Source organism: Colwellia sp. 5_MG-2023 (assembly GCF_030547795.1).
GTDB lineage: Bacteria > Pseudomonadota > Gammaproteobacteria > Enterobacterales > Alteromonadaceae > Colwellia.
The window spans coordinates 1-15,561 of the sequence record NZ_JAUOPW010000028.1 but is presented as its reverse complement, the minus strand read 5'-3'; the positions used below and the strand labels follow the sequence as shown (position 1 = coordinate 15,561).

The following is a 15,561-nucleotide window of genomic DNA, read 5'->3' as shown; positions in this document are numbered from 1 at the left end:
CTTGACAAGAGAAGAGAGAATAGAGACATGGCAAAAAGAACAGATTTAAAAAGTATCTTGATCTTAGGTGCAGGCCCAATTGTTATTGGTCAAGCTTGTGAATTCGATTATTCAGGTGCGCAAGCATGTAAAGCATTACGTGAAGAAGGTTACCGAGTTATTTTGGTTAACTCTAACCCTGCAACAATTATGACTGACCCCGATATGGCTGATGCAACTTATATCGAGCCTATTCATTGGGAAGTTGTTAGAAAAATTATTGAAAAAGAACGTCCTTGTGCGGTACTACCAACTATGGGTGGTCAAACTGCATTGAATTGTGCACTTGAACTTGAGGCGCAAGGTGTATTAAAAGAATTTAATGTTGAAATGATTGGTGCTACTGCTGATGCAATTGATAAAGCAGAAGATCGCAGTCGTTTCGACAAAGCGATGAAAGCCATTGGCTTAGAAACGCCACGTGCTGAAATTGTTCACACGATTGAAGAAGCACATGCAGCAAGCAAAAACTTAGGTTTCCCTTGTATAATTCGTCCTTCATTTACGATGGGTGGTTCAGGTGGTGGTATTGCTTATAATATTGAAGAGTTTAATGATATTTGTACGCGAGGTTTAGATCTTTCACCAACATCAGAGTTATTAATTGATGAATCATTAATTGGTTGGAAAGAATACGAAATGGAAGTGGTTCGTGACAAAAATGATAATTGTATCATTATTTGTTCAATTGAAAACTTCGATCCAATGGGGATTCATACCGGTGATTCTATAACGGTTGCGCCAGCACAAACGTTAACAGACAAAGAATACCAAATTATGCGTAATGCTTCACTAGCGGTGCTACGTGAGATTGGTGTTGAAACAGGTGGCTCAAACGTACAGTTTGGTGTTTGTCCAGATACCGGTCGTATGGTTATTATAGAAATGAACCCGCGTGTATCACGTTCATCGGCGCTTGCATCTAAAGCAACAGGTTTCCCTATTGCTAAAATCGCAGCAAAATTAGCGGTAGGATATACGCTTGATGAATTAACAAATGATATTACTGGCGGCAAAACACCAGCATCATTTGAACCTACAATTGATTATGTAGTAACTAAAATACCACGCTTTAACTTTGAAAAATTTGCTGGTTGTGAAGACCGATTAACGACGCAAATGAAATCAGTTGGTGAAGTTATGGCTATTGGCCGTAATCAGCAAGAATCAATGCAAAAAGCATTACGTGGTTTAGAAGTTGGCGTAAATGGTTTCGACTCTATGGTTGATGTAACGCAACCTGGTGCTAAAACCAAAATTATGCATGAGTTACAAGAAGCTGGCTCTGACAGAATTTGGTATGTTGCCGATGCATTCCGTTTAGGTTTAACGGTTGATGATGTATTCCGTTTAACGAAAATTGATCGTTGGTTCCTAGTACAAATAGAAGACATCGTTTTAGAGGAAGCCAAAGTAGCTGAAGGCGGATTGAAAATACTGAATGCAGACTATTTACGTAAACTTAAACGTAAAGGTTTTGCTGATGCTCGTCTTGCTGATGTTATTGGTGTTGCAGAAGCTGAGATTCGTAAAAAGCGTCATAATGCGAATATTTTCCCAGTTTACAAACGAGTCGATACATGTGCTGCAGAATTTAGCTCTGACACTGCTTATATGTATTCAACTTATGATGAAGAATGTGAAGCGAATCCTACAGACAAAGAATCAATTATGATTTTAGGTGGTGGGCCAAATCGTATCGGACAAGGTATTGAGTTTGACTATTGTTGTGTTCATGCTGCCTTAGCATTACGTGAAGACGGCTATGAAACAATCATGGTTAACTGTAACCCTGAAACAGTTTCAACAGATTACGATACATCAGACAGATTATATTTTGAGTCCATTACTTTTGAAGATGTACTTGAAATTGTTCGAATTGAAAAGCCAAAAGGTGTTATTGTCCAGTATGGTGGTCAAACACCACTTAAGCTGGCACGTGCTTTAGAAGCTGCTGGTGTTCCAATTATTGGTACCTCTCCAGATGCGATTGATCGTGCAGAAGATAGAGAGCGTTTCCAACAAGCGGTTGATCGTTTAGGCTTATTACAACCTGAGAATGCGACTGTTACATCATTAGATGAAGCAATGGCAAAGGCTGAAGCTATTGGTTTTCCATTAGTTGTTCGTCCATCTTATGTACTAGGTGGTCGAGCAATGGAGATTGTCTATGATTTAGAAGACTTACGTCGTTATATGACAGAAGCCGTAAGTGTATCAAATGATTCTCCTGTGTTATTAGACCATTTCTTAGATGATGCTATTGAAGTTGATATCGACCTTATCTGCGATGGTGAAAGAGTTGTTATTGGTGGCATTATGCAACATATTGAACAAGCAGGGGTTCACTCTGGTGACAGTGCTTGCTCATTACCTGCTTATAGCCTAAGCCAAGAAATTCAAGATGTTATGCGCAAGCAAGTAACAGATCTAGCGTTTGAGCTAGGTGTGATTGGATTAATGAATACACAAATGGCTGTTAAAGGTGATCAGGTTTACTTAATCGAAGTAAATCCTAGAGCAGCGCGTACCGTGCCATTTGTTTCAAAAGCGACATCTATACCTTTAGCGAAAGTTGGTGCTCGTGTGATGGCTGGAAAATCGCTTACCGAACAAGGTATTACTGAAGAAGTTATCCCACCATTTTACTCTGTAAAAGAAGTGGTTATTCCTTTTAACAAATTCCATGGTAGTGATCCATTAGTTGGTCCTGAAATGCGTTCTACAGGTGAAGTAATGGGGGTCGGCAATACTTTTGAAGAAGCCTATGCTAAAGCTAATTTAGGTGCTGGGGTATCTGTACCTAAGTCGGGTAGGGCATTAATTTCTGTTCGTAATTCTGATAAAGTACGTGTAGTTGAACTAGCTAAACAAATGGTTGCTTTAGGTTATGAACTTGATGCAACACACGGTACAGCAATTATCTTAGGTGAAGCTAATGTACCCGTTCGTTTAGTTAATAAAGTACATGAAGGTCGCCCACACATTCTTGATAGAATTAAAAACAGTGAATATACTTATATCATCAATACTACCGAAGGGCGTAAAGCGATTGAAGATTCTAAAGTATTACGTGGTGGAGCATTGCGCTATAAAGTGGCATATACTACAACACTAAATGCTGCATTTGCAGCTTGTCAAGCGCATGCTGCTGATGATAGAAATACTGTTACGTCTATCCAAGAATTACATAAGCGTTGTAAATAAGCAGACTAACTTGCTTTTTTAAGCACAAGCACTGTTGGAATACATACTTAGTAGTTATATGAATTACTAAGCTATGTGTTCCGTTTTGCTTTTAGCTAAACGAGCTTTGTTACTCGCACTTATTTCATTTTACATAAAAGATAAGATTAAAATTATGAGTCAATATCCAATGACAGTTCACGGCGCTGATGCGTTACGTGAAGAATTAAATTATTTAAAAACAGTCAAACGTCCTAGAATTGTTTCTGACATAGCAACAGCGCGCGAACATGGTGATTTAAAAGAGAATGCTGAATATCATGCCGCTCGTGAGCAACAGAGTTTCTGTGAAGGCCGTATTCAAGAAATTGAAGGTAAGTTAGGTAATGTACAGATTATCGATGTAACTAAAATTACTAATACAGGTAAAGTTATATTTGGTGTTACCGTTACTTTACTTAATATTGATACTGAAGAAGAAGTTAAATATCAAATTGTTGGTGATGACGAAGCAGATATTAAACAAAACAGAATTTCTATAAATTCACCTATTGCACGTGGCCTAATAGGAAAAACTGTTGATAGTGAAATTGAAATCTCAACACCAGGTGGTGTGGTTGAATACGAAATTATGGCCGTAGATCATATCTAATCGATAACCTCGAGTTAGTGTTTTATATTAGCATAGCCACTAATATAAATAAGATATAAGGCTTTTTAAACCCAACATTAATAGTAATGTTGGGTTTTTTTATGCCTTCTACTTAGTGGTATTGATCATTTTTAATTGACAACATTAATTATTAGTAGATAATTATGATATCATTTTGATGTCACAATTGTTTTTTTAAGGAATAAATATGAAAGAGAAGAAAGGTTTTTCAATCAATGGCTATAGTGTTTTTTTGGCATTATTGATAATTATAGGAGCGGTTGTGAGTCAAGTTATTAATTATAATGTTGGGGTTTTATCCTTTGTTGGCATTGTGTTTATCATATTTATATTACCTGGTTTTTTTATGGTGCAGCCTAATCAGGGGAAAGTGATGACTTTTTTCGGTAGTTATGTTGGTACTGTAAAGTCTAATGGTTTACGCTGGAGTATTCCTTTCTTCAAACGTAAAAACATTTCACTTAGAGTTCGAAATTTTGAATCAAACCAAATGAAAGTGAATGATAATCATGGTAATCCTATAGAAATAGCGACTGTTGTTGTTTGGTCTGTAGGTGATACAGCTGAAGCGATGTTTGAAGTTGATGATTATATTAGTTTTGTGAATATACAAAGTGAATCAGCATTACGAAATATGGCGACTAGCTACCCTTATGATCAACATGACGGCGACGAAATTGCTTTAAGAAGCCATTCAAAAGAAGTTTCTGAAGCATTAAAATGTGAGATACAAGAAAGGCTAGAAAAAGCCGGTGTTAAAGTACATGAAGCCCGTATTAGTCATTTAGCTTATGCACCAGAAATTGCTAACGCTATGCTACAGCGACAACAAGCGTCGGCGATCATTGCTGCTAGAAGGCTAATTGTTGATGGCGCTGTTGGTATGGTTGAAATGGCATTAACGCAACTTTCTGAAAAATCAATAGTTGAGCTTGATGAAGAGCGCAAAGCCGCTATGGTAAGTAATCTACTGGTCGTGTTATGTAGTGATAAAAGTACACAACCTGTTGTAAATACTGGCAGTCTTTATTAGCCGCAATAAAAAATTACTATAGGAGTTATTATGGCGGCTAAAAAAAGCTTTCCATTAAGAATAAACCCTGATGTATTGGCAGCAATGCAGCGTTGGTCAGACGATGAACTTCGCAGTGTTAATGCTCAAATTGAATATGTATTACGAAAAGCATTAGTTGATTCAGGCAGAGTAAAACTAATTCAAAAAACGATAACGATCGTTGAAGATAACAAGGATTAAAATTGAATTAAGCAATATGCTTTTTACTATTATTAAGATAACTTACAAGCACTAAATAATAAGGATATTATTGTGCTTAGTTTTTCTTATCTTCTTGATTTCTTTGTAAAGCCAGCGCTTGAAGTTGTTTCGATTGCTCATGTAAGCTGCTTCGTACTAGTATTTCTCTATCGTCTTCACGTATAAAGTGAAAAATAACCTTATGTAAATAATCTTTATCAACTTCTTCTATTTCAATAACTTCACCATAACAATAAACAGCATGATTTTCGTTTTGTAGAAAAACTTTTAACTCTAGAAGTTGTGATAATTCAAAAGATTTATTTGCAGTAAATAATAAACCACCACCACCAAACTTGATACCTTGATATCTGTGCGCTTCATCATCTTCTTGTTGTAGGATGTAGCCAATCAATAAATCAATTTTATTTGATTGATGATTTAAAAATTCAACTAACTTACTCGCCACACCTGACAACGCTTGTAGTGGACGTAACGCAGCTTGATCTAAACTCGACATGTCACTGGCCATTTTAAATGGCGTTGGCATGTTGTTTATAAATTCGTCATAAGTTATGTGTTTATTTCTATCAATGGCTACTATGTTAATTGAGAAATCATGTTCAATCGAAAAAAACTCATTATATTTTATTAGCTTTTGCGCTGTTGTTTCTTTATTCATTGTTGTCACTTTAATTATATGAATTTTATACTACTTAGCTTAAGTGTTTAAAAATCGTATTTAATTATAAGGTTATAGCAGATATAGAACTATTTAGACATACTTTCTAACAAGTAAAACGTTAAATAATCGCAGGCTGTGTTATGCTTGATTATCTATTTTATTTTATAATTTCAGTAACAATAATTAAATGTTTCAACCTGTTAGCCTATTTATTGGACTACGTTATAGCCGTAGTAAAAAGCGTACTGGCTTTATCTCATTTATTACTTTCTTTTCAACCGTTGGCATTTTGCTAGGTGTAGCGTCGCTTATTACCGTAGTGTCTGTGATGAATGGTTTTGAAGGGGAGCTAAAAAAACGTATTTTAGGTATTGTGCCACATGTAATTGTTGCGCAAGACTTAAATGATTCAAAGCCCAATAATTTTGACTCCTGGCCTGCCTTAAGGGAAGAGCTACTAAAACAAAAGCATGTTGAACAGGTAACTCCTTTTTTAAGTAGCGAAGCGCTTATTCAATCGTCAAAAAACTTACAAGGTGTTTTATTGCAAGGGATTATCCCTGAATTTGAGCAAAAAAACATTATCAGTACTCATATGATAAGTGGCTCTTTAAATAGCTTATCCGAACATCCCTATAGCATTGTTATTGGCCAATCCCTGGCAAGAAAATTAAAAGTAACAATAAACGATACTGTTCGCCTTGTTTTACCTAATAAAACTATTTTTACACCGATGGGGAGAATTCCCGTACAACGTAAATTTGTTATTCGTGGCATTTTCGATGTTGGCTCTCAAGTTGATGGGTCAATGGTTTATGTTCATAGCGAATCAGGTGCCAAATTATTACGTAGAACTGCTGATGGCATTGATCAATTACGACTGTATTTAGATGATGCTTTTAATGCGCAGCAAGTGGTGAATACATTAACAGCGGCTAACTTGCAGACAACCGCGTTGAATAAATTAACTTATACCACCTGGAGTGAAACTCAAGGAGCACTTTTCTCTGCTGTTAATATGGAGAAAAAAATGATGTGGCTAATGCTTAGTTTAATTGTTGCTGTTGCTGCTTTTAATATTGTCTCAGCACTAGTTATGGTAGTTGTTGAAAAACAAGGTGAAATAGGTATATTGCAAACATTAGGTCTGTCTAGAGCTGGGATAGTTAAAATATTTATTACTCAAGGCATGGTAAATGGTTTATGGGGAGCGATGATCGGTAGTATTTTAGGTGTATTAATTGCGTTAAATTTAAATGAAATATTGTCAACGTTAGGGGTGAATATATTAGGTAGTGGCTATGCTATGCAAGCTTTACCTGTTCAGCTTGAGCTAGTAAATGTTGTTGTTATTGTTCTATCAGCTTTAGGGATGAGCTTCATCGCTACGTTATATCCAGCTTTCCAAGCATCAAAAACCCAACCAGCAGAGGTTTTACGTAATGAGTAAAGTATTACATTGTAGTCAATTATCTAAATCATATAAGCAGGGCGATATAGAAACTAAGATTTTGGATAAATTAGAGCTAATAGTTGAAAAAGGCGAGCTGCTTGCCATTGTGGGTAGCTCGGGTTGTGGCAAGAGTACTTTTTTGCACCTTGCAGGCGCTTTAGATTTACCTAGTTCAGGTGAAGTTTTTATTAATGATGTTAATATTTTAAGTTTATCAGATAAAGAAAGAGCAACTTTTCGCAATCAACATATAGGTTTTATTTATCAATTTCATCATCTGATGATGGAGTTTACCGCCCTTGAAAACGTAGCTATGCCTTTATTAATTCGAGGGAACAAGCCCAAGCAAGCGATAGCTTCTGCCTCAGAAGTACTATCACAGGTAGGGTTAGCTCATCGTTTTAATCACAGACCGAGTGAATTGTCGGGTGGTGAAAGGCAACGTACAGCTATTGCTAGAGCATTAGTGACTAAACCTTCATTGATTTTAGCTGATGAACCAACAGGCAATTTAGATAGCGATACCGCTGAACAGATATATCAATTGATCCGTAGTCTTAATAAAACTGTGCAAACCAGTTTTGTTGTTGTTACACATGATATTTCGCTAGCGATGCGTATGGACAGACAATTACAATTAGACCATGGCAAGTTATCGAACTTTGTACAACATAATGTTGTAAGTAACTGAGTCAATAAGCTATGGATAAATTAACAACCTCTCATAAAAGTGGCAAATACCCTATATTTACCCCATTAAGTATTTTTTTAGCTTTACGTTATGTACGAAGTCGCAATGGACATGGTTTTTCTACTTTTATCTCTGCTTCTTCTACTCTTGGTATTGCCTTGGGCACTATGGTATTAATTATCGCTTTAAGTGCTATGAATGGTTTTGAGCGTGAATTGGCAAATAAACTGTTATCAATAGTTCCTCATGCTGAATTAATATCGGTTGATGAGCCGATATCAAATTGGCCTTTAAATGTTAAGCGAATAGCGAGTCATCCAGAAGTCATTGCCGCCGCTCCGGTGATTAATTTAACAGGAATGATGCAGCATCAAAGCCAATTAAAGGCATTGGAAATTAGAGGAGTTGATGTTCAGTTAGAAACCCTTGTATCTGATATTGAAAATTATATGGTATCAGGTAGTTGGCATGCTTTATCGAACCAAGGTGAAAGTAAAAAAAGTAATGACCCCATGGTAACAGAATACCTAGGGAACGGGATTGTTATTGGCGCGGGAGTTGCTAAAAAATTAGCAGTGAAGCTCGGCGATAAAGTACAGATCTTACTACCACCAAGTAGTCATATGTCTGAAATAAATGACCTGGGTAATCAAAACCTATTTTCTGCACCAGTGAAAAGACAAGTTGAAATTGTTGGTATATTTAAGTTTGGCGGTACTGTTGATGAAACCCTTGCCTATATATCATTGACACAGGCAGCTGAAATTAAAGGTTATCAAAACGATGAAGTACAAGGGATTAGAATTAAAATAGATAATGTTTTTTCTGCGCCGAGTGTCGCTCGCTCTATTGCTGCTAATTTTAATCATTATGTTTATATTATGGATTGGACACGTACGCAAGGGCATTTATTTAACGATATACAAATGGTACGCATGGTTATGTTTATTGTACTAATCTTGGTGATTGGGGTAGCAAGTTTCAATATAGTATCAACGTTAATTATGGCCGTTAATGATAAGAAAGGCGATATTGCGATTTTAAAAACAATGGGATCTAGTGATAAATTAATTATGTTGACCTTTATATATCAGGGGCTAGTTAATGGTTTGCTAGGTACGGCTATTGGCGGGGCCTTCGGAATACTATTAGCGCTTAATCTACCCGATATTGTAGTCTTTATTGAAAATATATTTACAGTTAAAGTTTTATCGGCAGATGTTTATTTTATTGATCATATTCCTAGTCAGTTAAATCTATCTGATGTCTATATCACCATAATTACCGCATTATTGATGTCTTTAGTTGCTACCATATACCCTGCTTGGCGAGCGACAAAAATTGAACCAGCACAAGTTTTAGGGCAATTATAAGCTGCTTTATTAGAGTAAGCGTAAGAAATTATGCTGCCCCTTGCTGTACTTAAATTGATGTACTTCATTAAATATCTTAAATTTTAAGCAAAAAAAAGCCCGCAACTTATTGCGGGCCAACTTAAATATCAAGTTGATAGAAGGAAGTCTATATGAAATTACATTAAACATGTCGAGAAAAGATAAAACAAAAAAATATCAATTCATCTTTTTCTGATAAATGATAATAATACAGGGGAGAGTAAGTTATCACTGCAAAGGGCTATACCAGAAAACAAGATTATTATAAGTTTGTTCACTTAGTGTGACAAACTAATAAAATTACTTTTTCGCATTAGAAAAACTAATGAATAATTTTGTTTTTAATTTATATAAGGCCTTTTATCTAATTATCACCTTTGTTAATGTTAATCATTAATTAGCCGTAACATAATAAATTACTTTTTTGATATAAAGTGTAAATATTCATTAACTTCGCCTTGTTTGTCTACTAGGTTATCTATTAGTATATGTTCACTTGTGTCGATTGCTTAGAAACCTTGTTGTAAATGTCAAATATAAAATTAAATACAAGCCACAATTACTCGCTAAGAGTTTATTACGAAGATACTGATGCAGGTGGAATTGTTTATTATGCTAACTATCTAAAGTTTTTTGAGCGAGCTCGTACTGAGTGGTTAAGAGAGCTTGGTGTTAACCAGACTAATTTTTTAGAACAAAACATTGGTTTTGTTGTCAGAAAGGTTGAAATGGATAATATTGCTTCTGCACAATTAGATGATTTACTTAAGGTAAACTCTACTATAACCACGTTAAAACGTGCTAGTTTAGTGTTTAATCAACAAATAACAAATCAAGAACAACAATTAATATGTACTGCAACTGTACGTGTTGCTTGTGTTAACTTTCAAAGTCATAACTCTCAAAAAGTAAAACCTATGGCTATTCCAGAATCTATATTAGGAGCGTTAAAACGTGTCTGCTGAACTTTCAATTGTTGAACTCATCTTAGAAGCCAGTATATTGGTTAAATTTGTTATGTTAGTGTTGTTAGGCTTTTCTGTGGCTTGCTGGGCGATGATCTTTCAGCGTCGACAAGCGCTTAGCTTAGCGACACAACAATTAAAAAACTTTGAAGACAAGTTTTGGAGTGGTGCCGATTTAAGTAAACTTTATAATGAAATATCAACTAAGAACGAAGTTCAAGGCGTTGAAAATTTATTTGTTGCAGGCTTTAAAGAGTTTGCGCGTTTACGTAAAAGTCACATTGATAATCCAACTATGATTATTGATGGCACCCAACGTGCTATGCGTGTTGCACTATCACGAGAAGTTGACAACTTAGAAACACATTTACCTTTTATGGCGACAGTCGGCTCTATTAGTCCGTATATCGGATTGTTCGGCACTGTGTGGGGTATTATGAATTCATTTATTGGTTTGGGGTCGGTGCAACAAGCCACATTAGCGATGGTAGCTCCTGGTATCGCTGAAGCGCTTATTGCAACAGCTATGGGGCTTTTTGCCGCCATTCCTGCCGTAATGGCTTTTAACCGATTTAGCCATAAAGTAGAAAAACTTGAAAATAGTTACGGTAATTTTATGGAAGAGTTTGCGAGTATTTTACAACGACAAACTGTTGTTAGTAAGCCAGAATAAATAAGGGCGTATTTTATGTATAACAGAGTTAGACGCCGAAAAGTTGCTGAAATCAACGTTGTTCCATATATTGATGTTATGTTGGTATTATTGATTATTTTTATGGTGACAGCGCCACTCATTACGCAAGGGGTTAAGGTTGATTTACCTCAAGCAGATGCTGAGCCATTAGATAAAGATACTAAACCGCCATTGGTCGCTTCAGTTGATGCTCAAGGGCGATACTATATTACTTTGGGTGCTAATGATAAAGAGCCACTTTCAGCTGAAGAAGTTGCTACGTTAGTGAAAGCACATTTATTGGTAAACCCTGATACACCGGTTGTTGTTAATGGAGATGGTGCTGTTTCATATGATGCAGTTATTCAGTTAATGGTATTACTACAAAATGTTGCAGGTGTACCATCGGTGGGTTTAATGACAGAACCGTTGGAGAATTAAAGTGACGCAAAAATATAACAAGAGCACTTTCATTAAAGCTATTTGGCTAAGTTTAACCTTGCATGTAGGTTTGATCGTTGTTCTTTTTATGGGAGACTTTAATAGCGAAATAAAGCCCAAAGCAAGTGCTTCAATTGCGCAAGAAGTTAAGCCGATAGAAGCAACGGTTGTTGATGGGGCAAAATTACAAAAAGCGATAAATGAGATAAAAAAACAAAAAGCGGATGAACAATCAGCAGAGAAAAAACGAATTGAAGAAATAGAAAAGCGTGCCAATGATGCTAAGAAGCGTAGAGCACAAGAAGAAGCGCGGATAAAGAAATTAGAAAAACAGCGTAAGATTAAAGAACAAGAAAAGAAAAAAGCAGATAAAGCAGCGCAAGAAGCTAATACGAAAGCGAAAAATGCGGAGAAAGTGAGAAAACAAAAAGAACAAGAACAGAAAAAAGCGGAAGAGGCGGCAGCAAAAGCTCGTTCTAAAAGGTTAGCTGCTGAAGCTGAAGCCAAAAAAGCGGAAGAGCTTCGTAAAAAGCAAATAGCAGAGCGTAAACGCAAAGAGCAAGAAGCTGCGCAAAGGGCCGCACAAGAAAAAATAATTGCTGAGCAAATGGCCGCTGAAATGGCCACACGTAATAAGGCTCGTCAGCAACAAATGATGTCGGAAATACAACGCTATGCAGCGCTTATTACTAATGTTATTGATCAAAATATGATTAATGATCGATCAACAATGGAGGGTAAGTCTTGTAAATTGATGATCAGTCTTGCGCCTTCAGGCTTTGTTACACAAGTTAAAAACGTTAGCGGTGATACTGTAGTATGTGAAGCGGCTAAAAGGGCTGTATATAAAGCAGGTACACTGCCTGTTTCTAAAGATCCTGAAGTATTTAAAGAAATGCGTAATATTGGTGTTACTGTTGTGCCTGAATTCTAATTTTGGATGAAAACAAAATAAATTTAAAATAGCTTGTTCAATAACTCTCAAAAAATTAACAGAACTGGATTAAATAGAAAAATATGAAAATTAAATTATTACTTGGAATTTTTATAACCTTACTCTCTACCTCAGCGATGGCTACACTCGAAATTGTGATCACTGGAGGTGTTGATAGTGCAAGACCTATTGCGGTTGTTCCATTTCAATGGAGGGGAGCAGGGGAGCTTCCAGAACAAGTGTCAAAAGTCATTAGCGATGATTTATTACGCAGTGGTAAGTTTAATCCCATTAGTCAAAGTAAATTCCCTCAACTGCCTACTTCAGCAACAAATATTGATTACAGTGCGTGGGCTAGTATTGGTGTAGAAGCTATTATTACAGGCACAATAGATGAAGTTAGCTTAGGACAGTATCGAGTGAGCTATCAATTAGTTGATGTTATTCGTGGACAAGTTACTGGCGGACAAACATCTATGTTGAGTAATGGTGAATTGGTACAAACAGAAGATCATATTTTAAGCCAAAGTAGCGCACAAATTGGTAGTGAACAGTTTCGCCGCTATGCACACACTATTAGTAATGCAGTATATGAGTCACTTACCGGCACAAAAGGTGCGTTTTTAACACAAATTGCTTACGTTATTGTTAGAGATGGAGGAAACTTTCCTTATCAGTTAGCTTTTGCTGATTATGATGGCTTTAATGAACAAGTATTATTAAGCTCTAATGAACCACTTATGTCTCCTTCATGGCATCCTGATGGCGAGCAATTAGCTTATGTCTCTTTTGAGAATAGACAAGCACAAATTCATACTATTAATATTTATACAGGTGAACGTCAGCTTATAAGCTCGTATGACGGTATTAATAGTGCGCCACGCTTTTCTCCTGATGGCAAAAAAATGGCGATGGTTTTATCAAAAGACGGTAATCCTGACCTGTATGTCATGACTTTAGCAACAAAAACATTACGTCGAGTAACGCGTAATAGAGCGATAGATACCGAGCCAAGTTGGGCACCAAATGGAAATTCTTTAATATTTAGTTCAGAACGGGGTGGTAAACCGCAACTATATCGCGTAAATTTAATCGATGGGAAAGTTAGGCGTCTCACTTTTAATGGTGAAATGAATCTAGGTGGCTCTATTACGCCTGATAATAAACAATTAATCATGGTTAATAGAACTCGTGGTCAATATCGTTTAGCGAAGCAAGAATTAGACTCAGGTTTATTTCAAGTGCTAACGAAAACTAGGTTAGATGAGTCACCAAGTGTTTCACCTAATGGTGGAATGATAATATATAGTACCTTGCATAATAATAGGCAGGTACTTGGGTTAGTGTCAGTTGATGGTCGCTTTAAAGCACGTCTACCGGCTCTTGATGGTCAAGTTAAGTCACCTGCTTGGTCACCGTTTTTGTAAAGTGATAGTTATTAAATAAAAAACTATTTATTATATAAAAAAGAAAGAAAAAATTAAAATTACACTTTTGTAAAATAAGGAAAAAAATAATATGATTTTAAATAAAACACTTAAAAATGTAGCTATCGCTTTACCAATGCTAGCACTAGCGGCTTGTAGCTCTAATGATTCATCAGACGAGCAAGTAAGCGTTGATAGTAACGTTGAAATGGTACAAGAGCAGCAAGCAGCAGCTGAAGAAGCTGTAAGAGTTCAAGCTGCTAAACGAGCTGCTGAAATTAAAGAGCAAGAACGTCAACAATTAGCTATGTTACGTTCTGAACATATTATTTATTTTGGTTTTGATGTTTCAAGTGTTAGCAGTGAATTTTCAGACATATTGAATGCTCATGCTAAGTTCTTAAATGCTAACCCAGGTGTGAAAGTACTAATTGAAGGTCATGCTGATGAACGTGGCACACCTGAGTACAATATTGCATTAAGTGAGCGTCGTGCTAAAGCTGTTGTTACTTATTTAGAAAACATGGGTGTATCGGCAGATCAATTATCAATTGTAAGCTATGGTGAAGAAAAGCCAATGATCAAAGATAGATCTGAAGAAGCTTTTTCTAAAAATCGCCGTGCGGTAATTGTATACTAAAACTATTTATTAAACGCTATGCATCAGAACTGCATAGCGAACTTTAAATAAATATAATCGGAAAAAAAATGAAACTAACCCTTTCAAATAGAGCGGTTTTATTTGGCTTAATTTTGACTGCTAGTACCTCAGTTGTGCTAGCGGCTCAAGCGCCAGTTATTGATGTAAGCTCTGCATCGAGTGAAAAACAAAATAAAGGTTCATTAACAGAGCAATTGGCTAATGTTGAGCGAAAACTTGACTCTCGTAATCGAGCGCAAGTAAATATTCAAAGTCAGCTTGATGATTTACAAAATCAAGTTAATGAATTACGTGGTGTAACTGAGTTACATACACATCAACTATCTCAAGTACTTGAAAGACAGCGAGAGTTATATCAAGAGCTAGATAGACGAGTAAGTGCGGCTTTGCAGTCAACCTCACAAGCTGCTAGTACTACGGTGGTTAATTTGCCGGCGGTTACCAAAAATTATAGTGATGATTTAACTGAGAATGAAGCTTATGATAAAGCACTTAATTTGGTGCTAAAAGATAAGCGATATGAACAGGCAATTTCTGAGTTTCACAGCTTTAATAAGGCATATCCTCAGTCAACTTATGCGCCTAATTCACATTATTGGTTAGGGCAGTTGTTGTTTAATAAAGGTAAGTTATCTGAAGCTGAACAAGAATTTTCTATTGTTGTTGAGCAATTTAAAGACTCAAGTAAAAGACCTGATGCACTGTTAAAATTAGCTATGGTTGCACAACAACAAAAAAATGACAATAAAGCTAAGCAGCTATATCGTCAACTGTTAAGTGAATATCCTGAGTCAACTTCAGCACAATTAGCAAAACCTCGGTTAAATAAACTAAACTAAGCCTTTGCTAGTTTAAAGACTATTGCTATTTTTGTTGTTGACAAAACTAGCAATGTGCTTTGTTTTTAATCAAACAATGTATAATAGTGAAAAAAAGTAAATTTATTCTTGCACTAAATTTATATATCAGTATTATATGCGGCGCGTTGAGGCACCAACCTTAACGCAATGTCGGCCGTTAGCTCAGTTGGTAGAGCAGTTGGCTTTTAACCAATTTGTCGAAGGTTCAAATCCTTCACGGCCGA

15 protein-coding genes and 1 tRNA gene are annotated in these 15,561 nt (G+C 36.2%); 15 read left to right on the top strand and 1 reads right to left on the bottom strand.

The window, feature by feature from the left end; all coding sequences use genetic code 11:
• The first annotated feature begins 27 nt into the window (after positions 1-27).
• The 4 genes from carB to Q4496_RS15225 all read left to right on the top strand — a co-directional run bounded on the left by carB (position 28) and on the right by Q4496_RS15225 (position 5,153).
• The gene (carB, locus tag Q4496_RS15240) at positions 28-3,246 is read left to right on the top strand and encodes a carbamoyl-phosphate synthase large subunit (RefSeq protein ID WP_215972646.1); all 3,219 of its coding nucleotides are present in this window, start codon (positions 28-30) and stop codon (positions 3,244-3,246) included.
• A gap of 154 nt (positions 3,247-3,400) precedes the next feature.
• Positions 3,401-3,877: a transcription elongation factor GreA gene (gene greA / locus Q4496_RS15235; protein ID WP_215972645.1), complete on the top strand. Its 477-nt coding sequence runs from the start codon at positions 3,401-3,403 to the stop codon at positions 3,875-3,877.
• 208 nt (positions 3,878-4,085) lie between these two features.
• On the top strand, positions 4,086-4,931 hold the full coding sequence (locus Q4496_RS15230) for an SPFH domain-containing protein (protein ID WP_215972644.1): 846 nt from the start codon (positions 4,086-4,088) through the stop codon (positions 4,929-4,931).
• A gap of 30 nt (positions 4,932-4,961) precedes the next feature.
• Positions 4,962-5,153, top strand: coding sequence for a hypothetical protein (locus Q4496_RS15225; RefSeq protein ID WP_215972643.1), 192 nt, complete (start codon positions 4,962-4,964; stop codon positions 5,151-5,153).
• Positions 5,154-5,229: 76 nt separating this feature from the next.
• Here the strand turns inward: Q4496_RS15225 and Q4496_RS15220 are convergent, their stop codons facing one another.
• Entirely contained in the window at positions 5,230-5,835 is a 606-nt protein-coding gene (locus Q4496_RS15220) for a PilZ domain-containing protein (protein ID WP_215972642.1), read from the bottom strand.
• Between the two features lie 190 nt (positions 5,836-6,025).
• Between Q4496_RS15220 and Q4496_RS15215 the strand changes: the two genes are divergently transcribed.
• The 11 genes from Q4496_RS15215 to Q4496_RS15165 all read left to right on the top strand — a co-directional run bounded on the left by Q4496_RS15215 (position 6,026) and on the right by Q4496_RS15165 (position 15,561).
• Positions 6,026-7,288 (top strand): lipoprotein-releasing ABC transporter permease subunit, encoded by a 1,263-nt coding sequence (locus Q4496_RS15215; RefSeq protein ID WP_303610773.1) that lies wholly within the window; start codon positions 6,026-6,028, stop codon positions 7,286-7,288.
• Positions 7,281-7,982 carry a lipoprotein-releasing ABC transporter ATP-binding protein LolD gene (gene lolD / locus Q4496_RS15210; RefSeq protein ID WP_303610772.1) on the top strand — a complete coding sequence of 234 codons (702 nt, stop codon included), beginning with the start codon at positions 7,281-7,283 and terminating at the stop codon, positions 7,980-7,982. Before Q4496_RS15215 ends, lolD begins: the two co-directional genes overlap by 8 nt.
• 11 nt (positions 7,983-7,993) lie before the next feature.
• Positions 7,994-9,355 carry a lipoprotein-releasing ABC transporter permease subunit LolE gene (gene lolE / locus Q4496_RS15205; RefSeq protein ID WP_252727438.1) on the top strand — a complete coding sequence of 454 codons (1,362 nt, stop codon included), beginning with the start codon at positions 7,994-7,996 and terminating at the stop codon, positions 9,353-9,355.
• A 548-nt stretch (positions 9,356-9,903) separates the two neighbouring features.
• On the top strand, positions 9,904-10,341 hold the full coding sequence (gene ybgC, locus Q4496_RS15200; RefSeq protein ID WP_215972639.1) for a tol-pal system-associated acyl-CoA thioesterase: 438 nt from the start codon (positions 9,904-9,906) through the stop codon (positions 10,339-10,341).
• Positions 10,331-11,014 carry a protein TolQ gene (gene tolQ, locus Q4496_RS15195; RefSeq protein ID WP_215972638.1) on the top strand — a complete coding sequence of 228 codons (684 nt, stop codon included), beginning with the start codon at positions 10,331-10,333 and terminating at the stop codon, positions 11,012-11,014. Before ybgC ends, tolQ begins: the two co-directional genes overlap by 11 nt.
• 15 nt (positions 11,015-11,029) lie before the next feature.
• Positions 11,030-11,455, top strand: a complete 426-nt coding sequence (gene tolR, locus Q4496_RS15190; protein WP_159821120.1) for a protein TolR — start codon at positions 11,030-11,032, stop codon at positions 11,453-11,455.
• Between the two features lies 1 nt (position 11,456).
• Complete coding sequence (gene tolA / locus Q4496_RS15185; protein WP_215972637.1) at positions 11,457-12,389, top strand: cell envelope integrity protein TolA; 933 nt, start codon at positions 11,457-11,459, stop codon at positions 12,387-12,389.
• Positions 12,390-12,472: 83 nt separating this feature from the next.
• On the top strand, positions 12,473-13,816 hold the full coding sequence (gene tolB / locus Q4496_RS15180; protein ID WP_215972636.1) for a Tol-Pal system beta propeller repeat protein TolB: 1,344 nt from the start codon (positions 12,473-12,475) through the stop codon (positions 13,814-13,816).
• A gap of 91 nt (positions 13,817-13,907) precedes the next feature.
• The gene (gene pal / locus Q4496_RS15175) at positions 13,908-14,456 is read left to right on the top strand and encodes a peptidoglycan-associated lipoprotein Pal (RefSeq protein ID WP_215972635.1); all 549 of its coding nucleotides are present in this window, start codon (positions 13,908-13,910) and stop codon (positions 14,454-14,456) included.
• Positions 14,457-14,524: 68 nt separating this feature from the next.
• A complete protein-coding gene (ybgF, locus tag Q4496_RS15170) occupies positions 14,525-15,316 on the top strand; it encodes a tol-pal system protein YbgF (RefSeq protein ID WP_215972634.1) in 792 nt (263 codons plus the stop codon).
• Between the two features lie 172 nt (positions 15,317-15,488).
• Positions 15,489-15,561 (top strand) — tRNA-Lys (locus Q4496_RS15165).

Excerpts from the sequence above, each read along its gene's own strand:
- carB (WP_215972646.1), top strand. The coding sequence starts at position 28 with ATGGCAAAAAGAACAGATTTAAAAAGTATCTTGATCTTAGGTGCAGGC.
- greA (WP_215972645.1), top strand. The coding sequence starts at position 3,401 with ATGAGTCAATATCCAATGACAGTTCACGGCGCTGATGCGTTACGTGAA.
- Q4496_RS15230 (WP_215972644.1), top strand. The coding sequence starts at position 4,086 with ATGAAAGAGAAGAAAGGTTTTTCAATCAATGGCTATAGTGTTTTTTTG.
- Q4496_RS15225 (WP_215972643.1), top strand. The coding sequence starts at position 4,962 with ATGGCGGCTAAAAAAAGCTTTCCATTAAGAATAAACCCTGATGTATTG.
- Q4496_RS15220 (WP_215972642.1), bottom strand. The coding sequence starts at position 5,835 with ATGAATAAAGAAACAACAGCGCAAAAGCTAATAAAATATAATGAGTTT.
- Q4496_RS15215 (WP_303610773.1), top strand. The coding sequence starts at position 6,026 with ATGTTTCAACCTGTTAGCCTATTTATTGGACTACGTTATAGCCGTAGT.
- lolD (WP_303610772.1), top strand. The coding sequence starts at position 7,281 with ATGAGTAAAGTATTACATTGTAGTCAATTATCTAAATCATATAAGCAG.
- lolE (WP_252727438.1), top strand. The coding sequence starts at position 7,994 with ATGGATAAATTAACAACCTCTCATAAAAGTGGCAAATACCCTATATTT.
- ybgC (WP_215972639.1), top strand. The coding sequence starts at position 9,904 with ATGTCAAATATAAAATTAAATACAAGCCACAATTACTCGCTAAGAGTT.
- tolR (WP_159821120.1), top strand. The coding sequence starts at position 11,030 with ATGTATAACAGAGTTAGACGCCGAAAAGTTGCTGAAATCAACGTTGTT.
- tolB (WP_215972636.1), top strand. The coding sequence starts at position 12,473 with ATGAAAATTAAATTATTACTTGGAATTTTTATAACCTTACTCTCTACC.
- pal (WP_215972635.1), top strand. The coding sequence starts at position 13,908 with ATGATTTTAAATAAAACACTTAAAAATGTAGCTATCGCTTTACCAATG.
- ybgF (WP_215972634.1), top strand. The coding sequence starts at position 14,525 with ATGAAACTAACCCTTTCAAATAGAGCGGTTTTATTTGGCTTAATTTTG.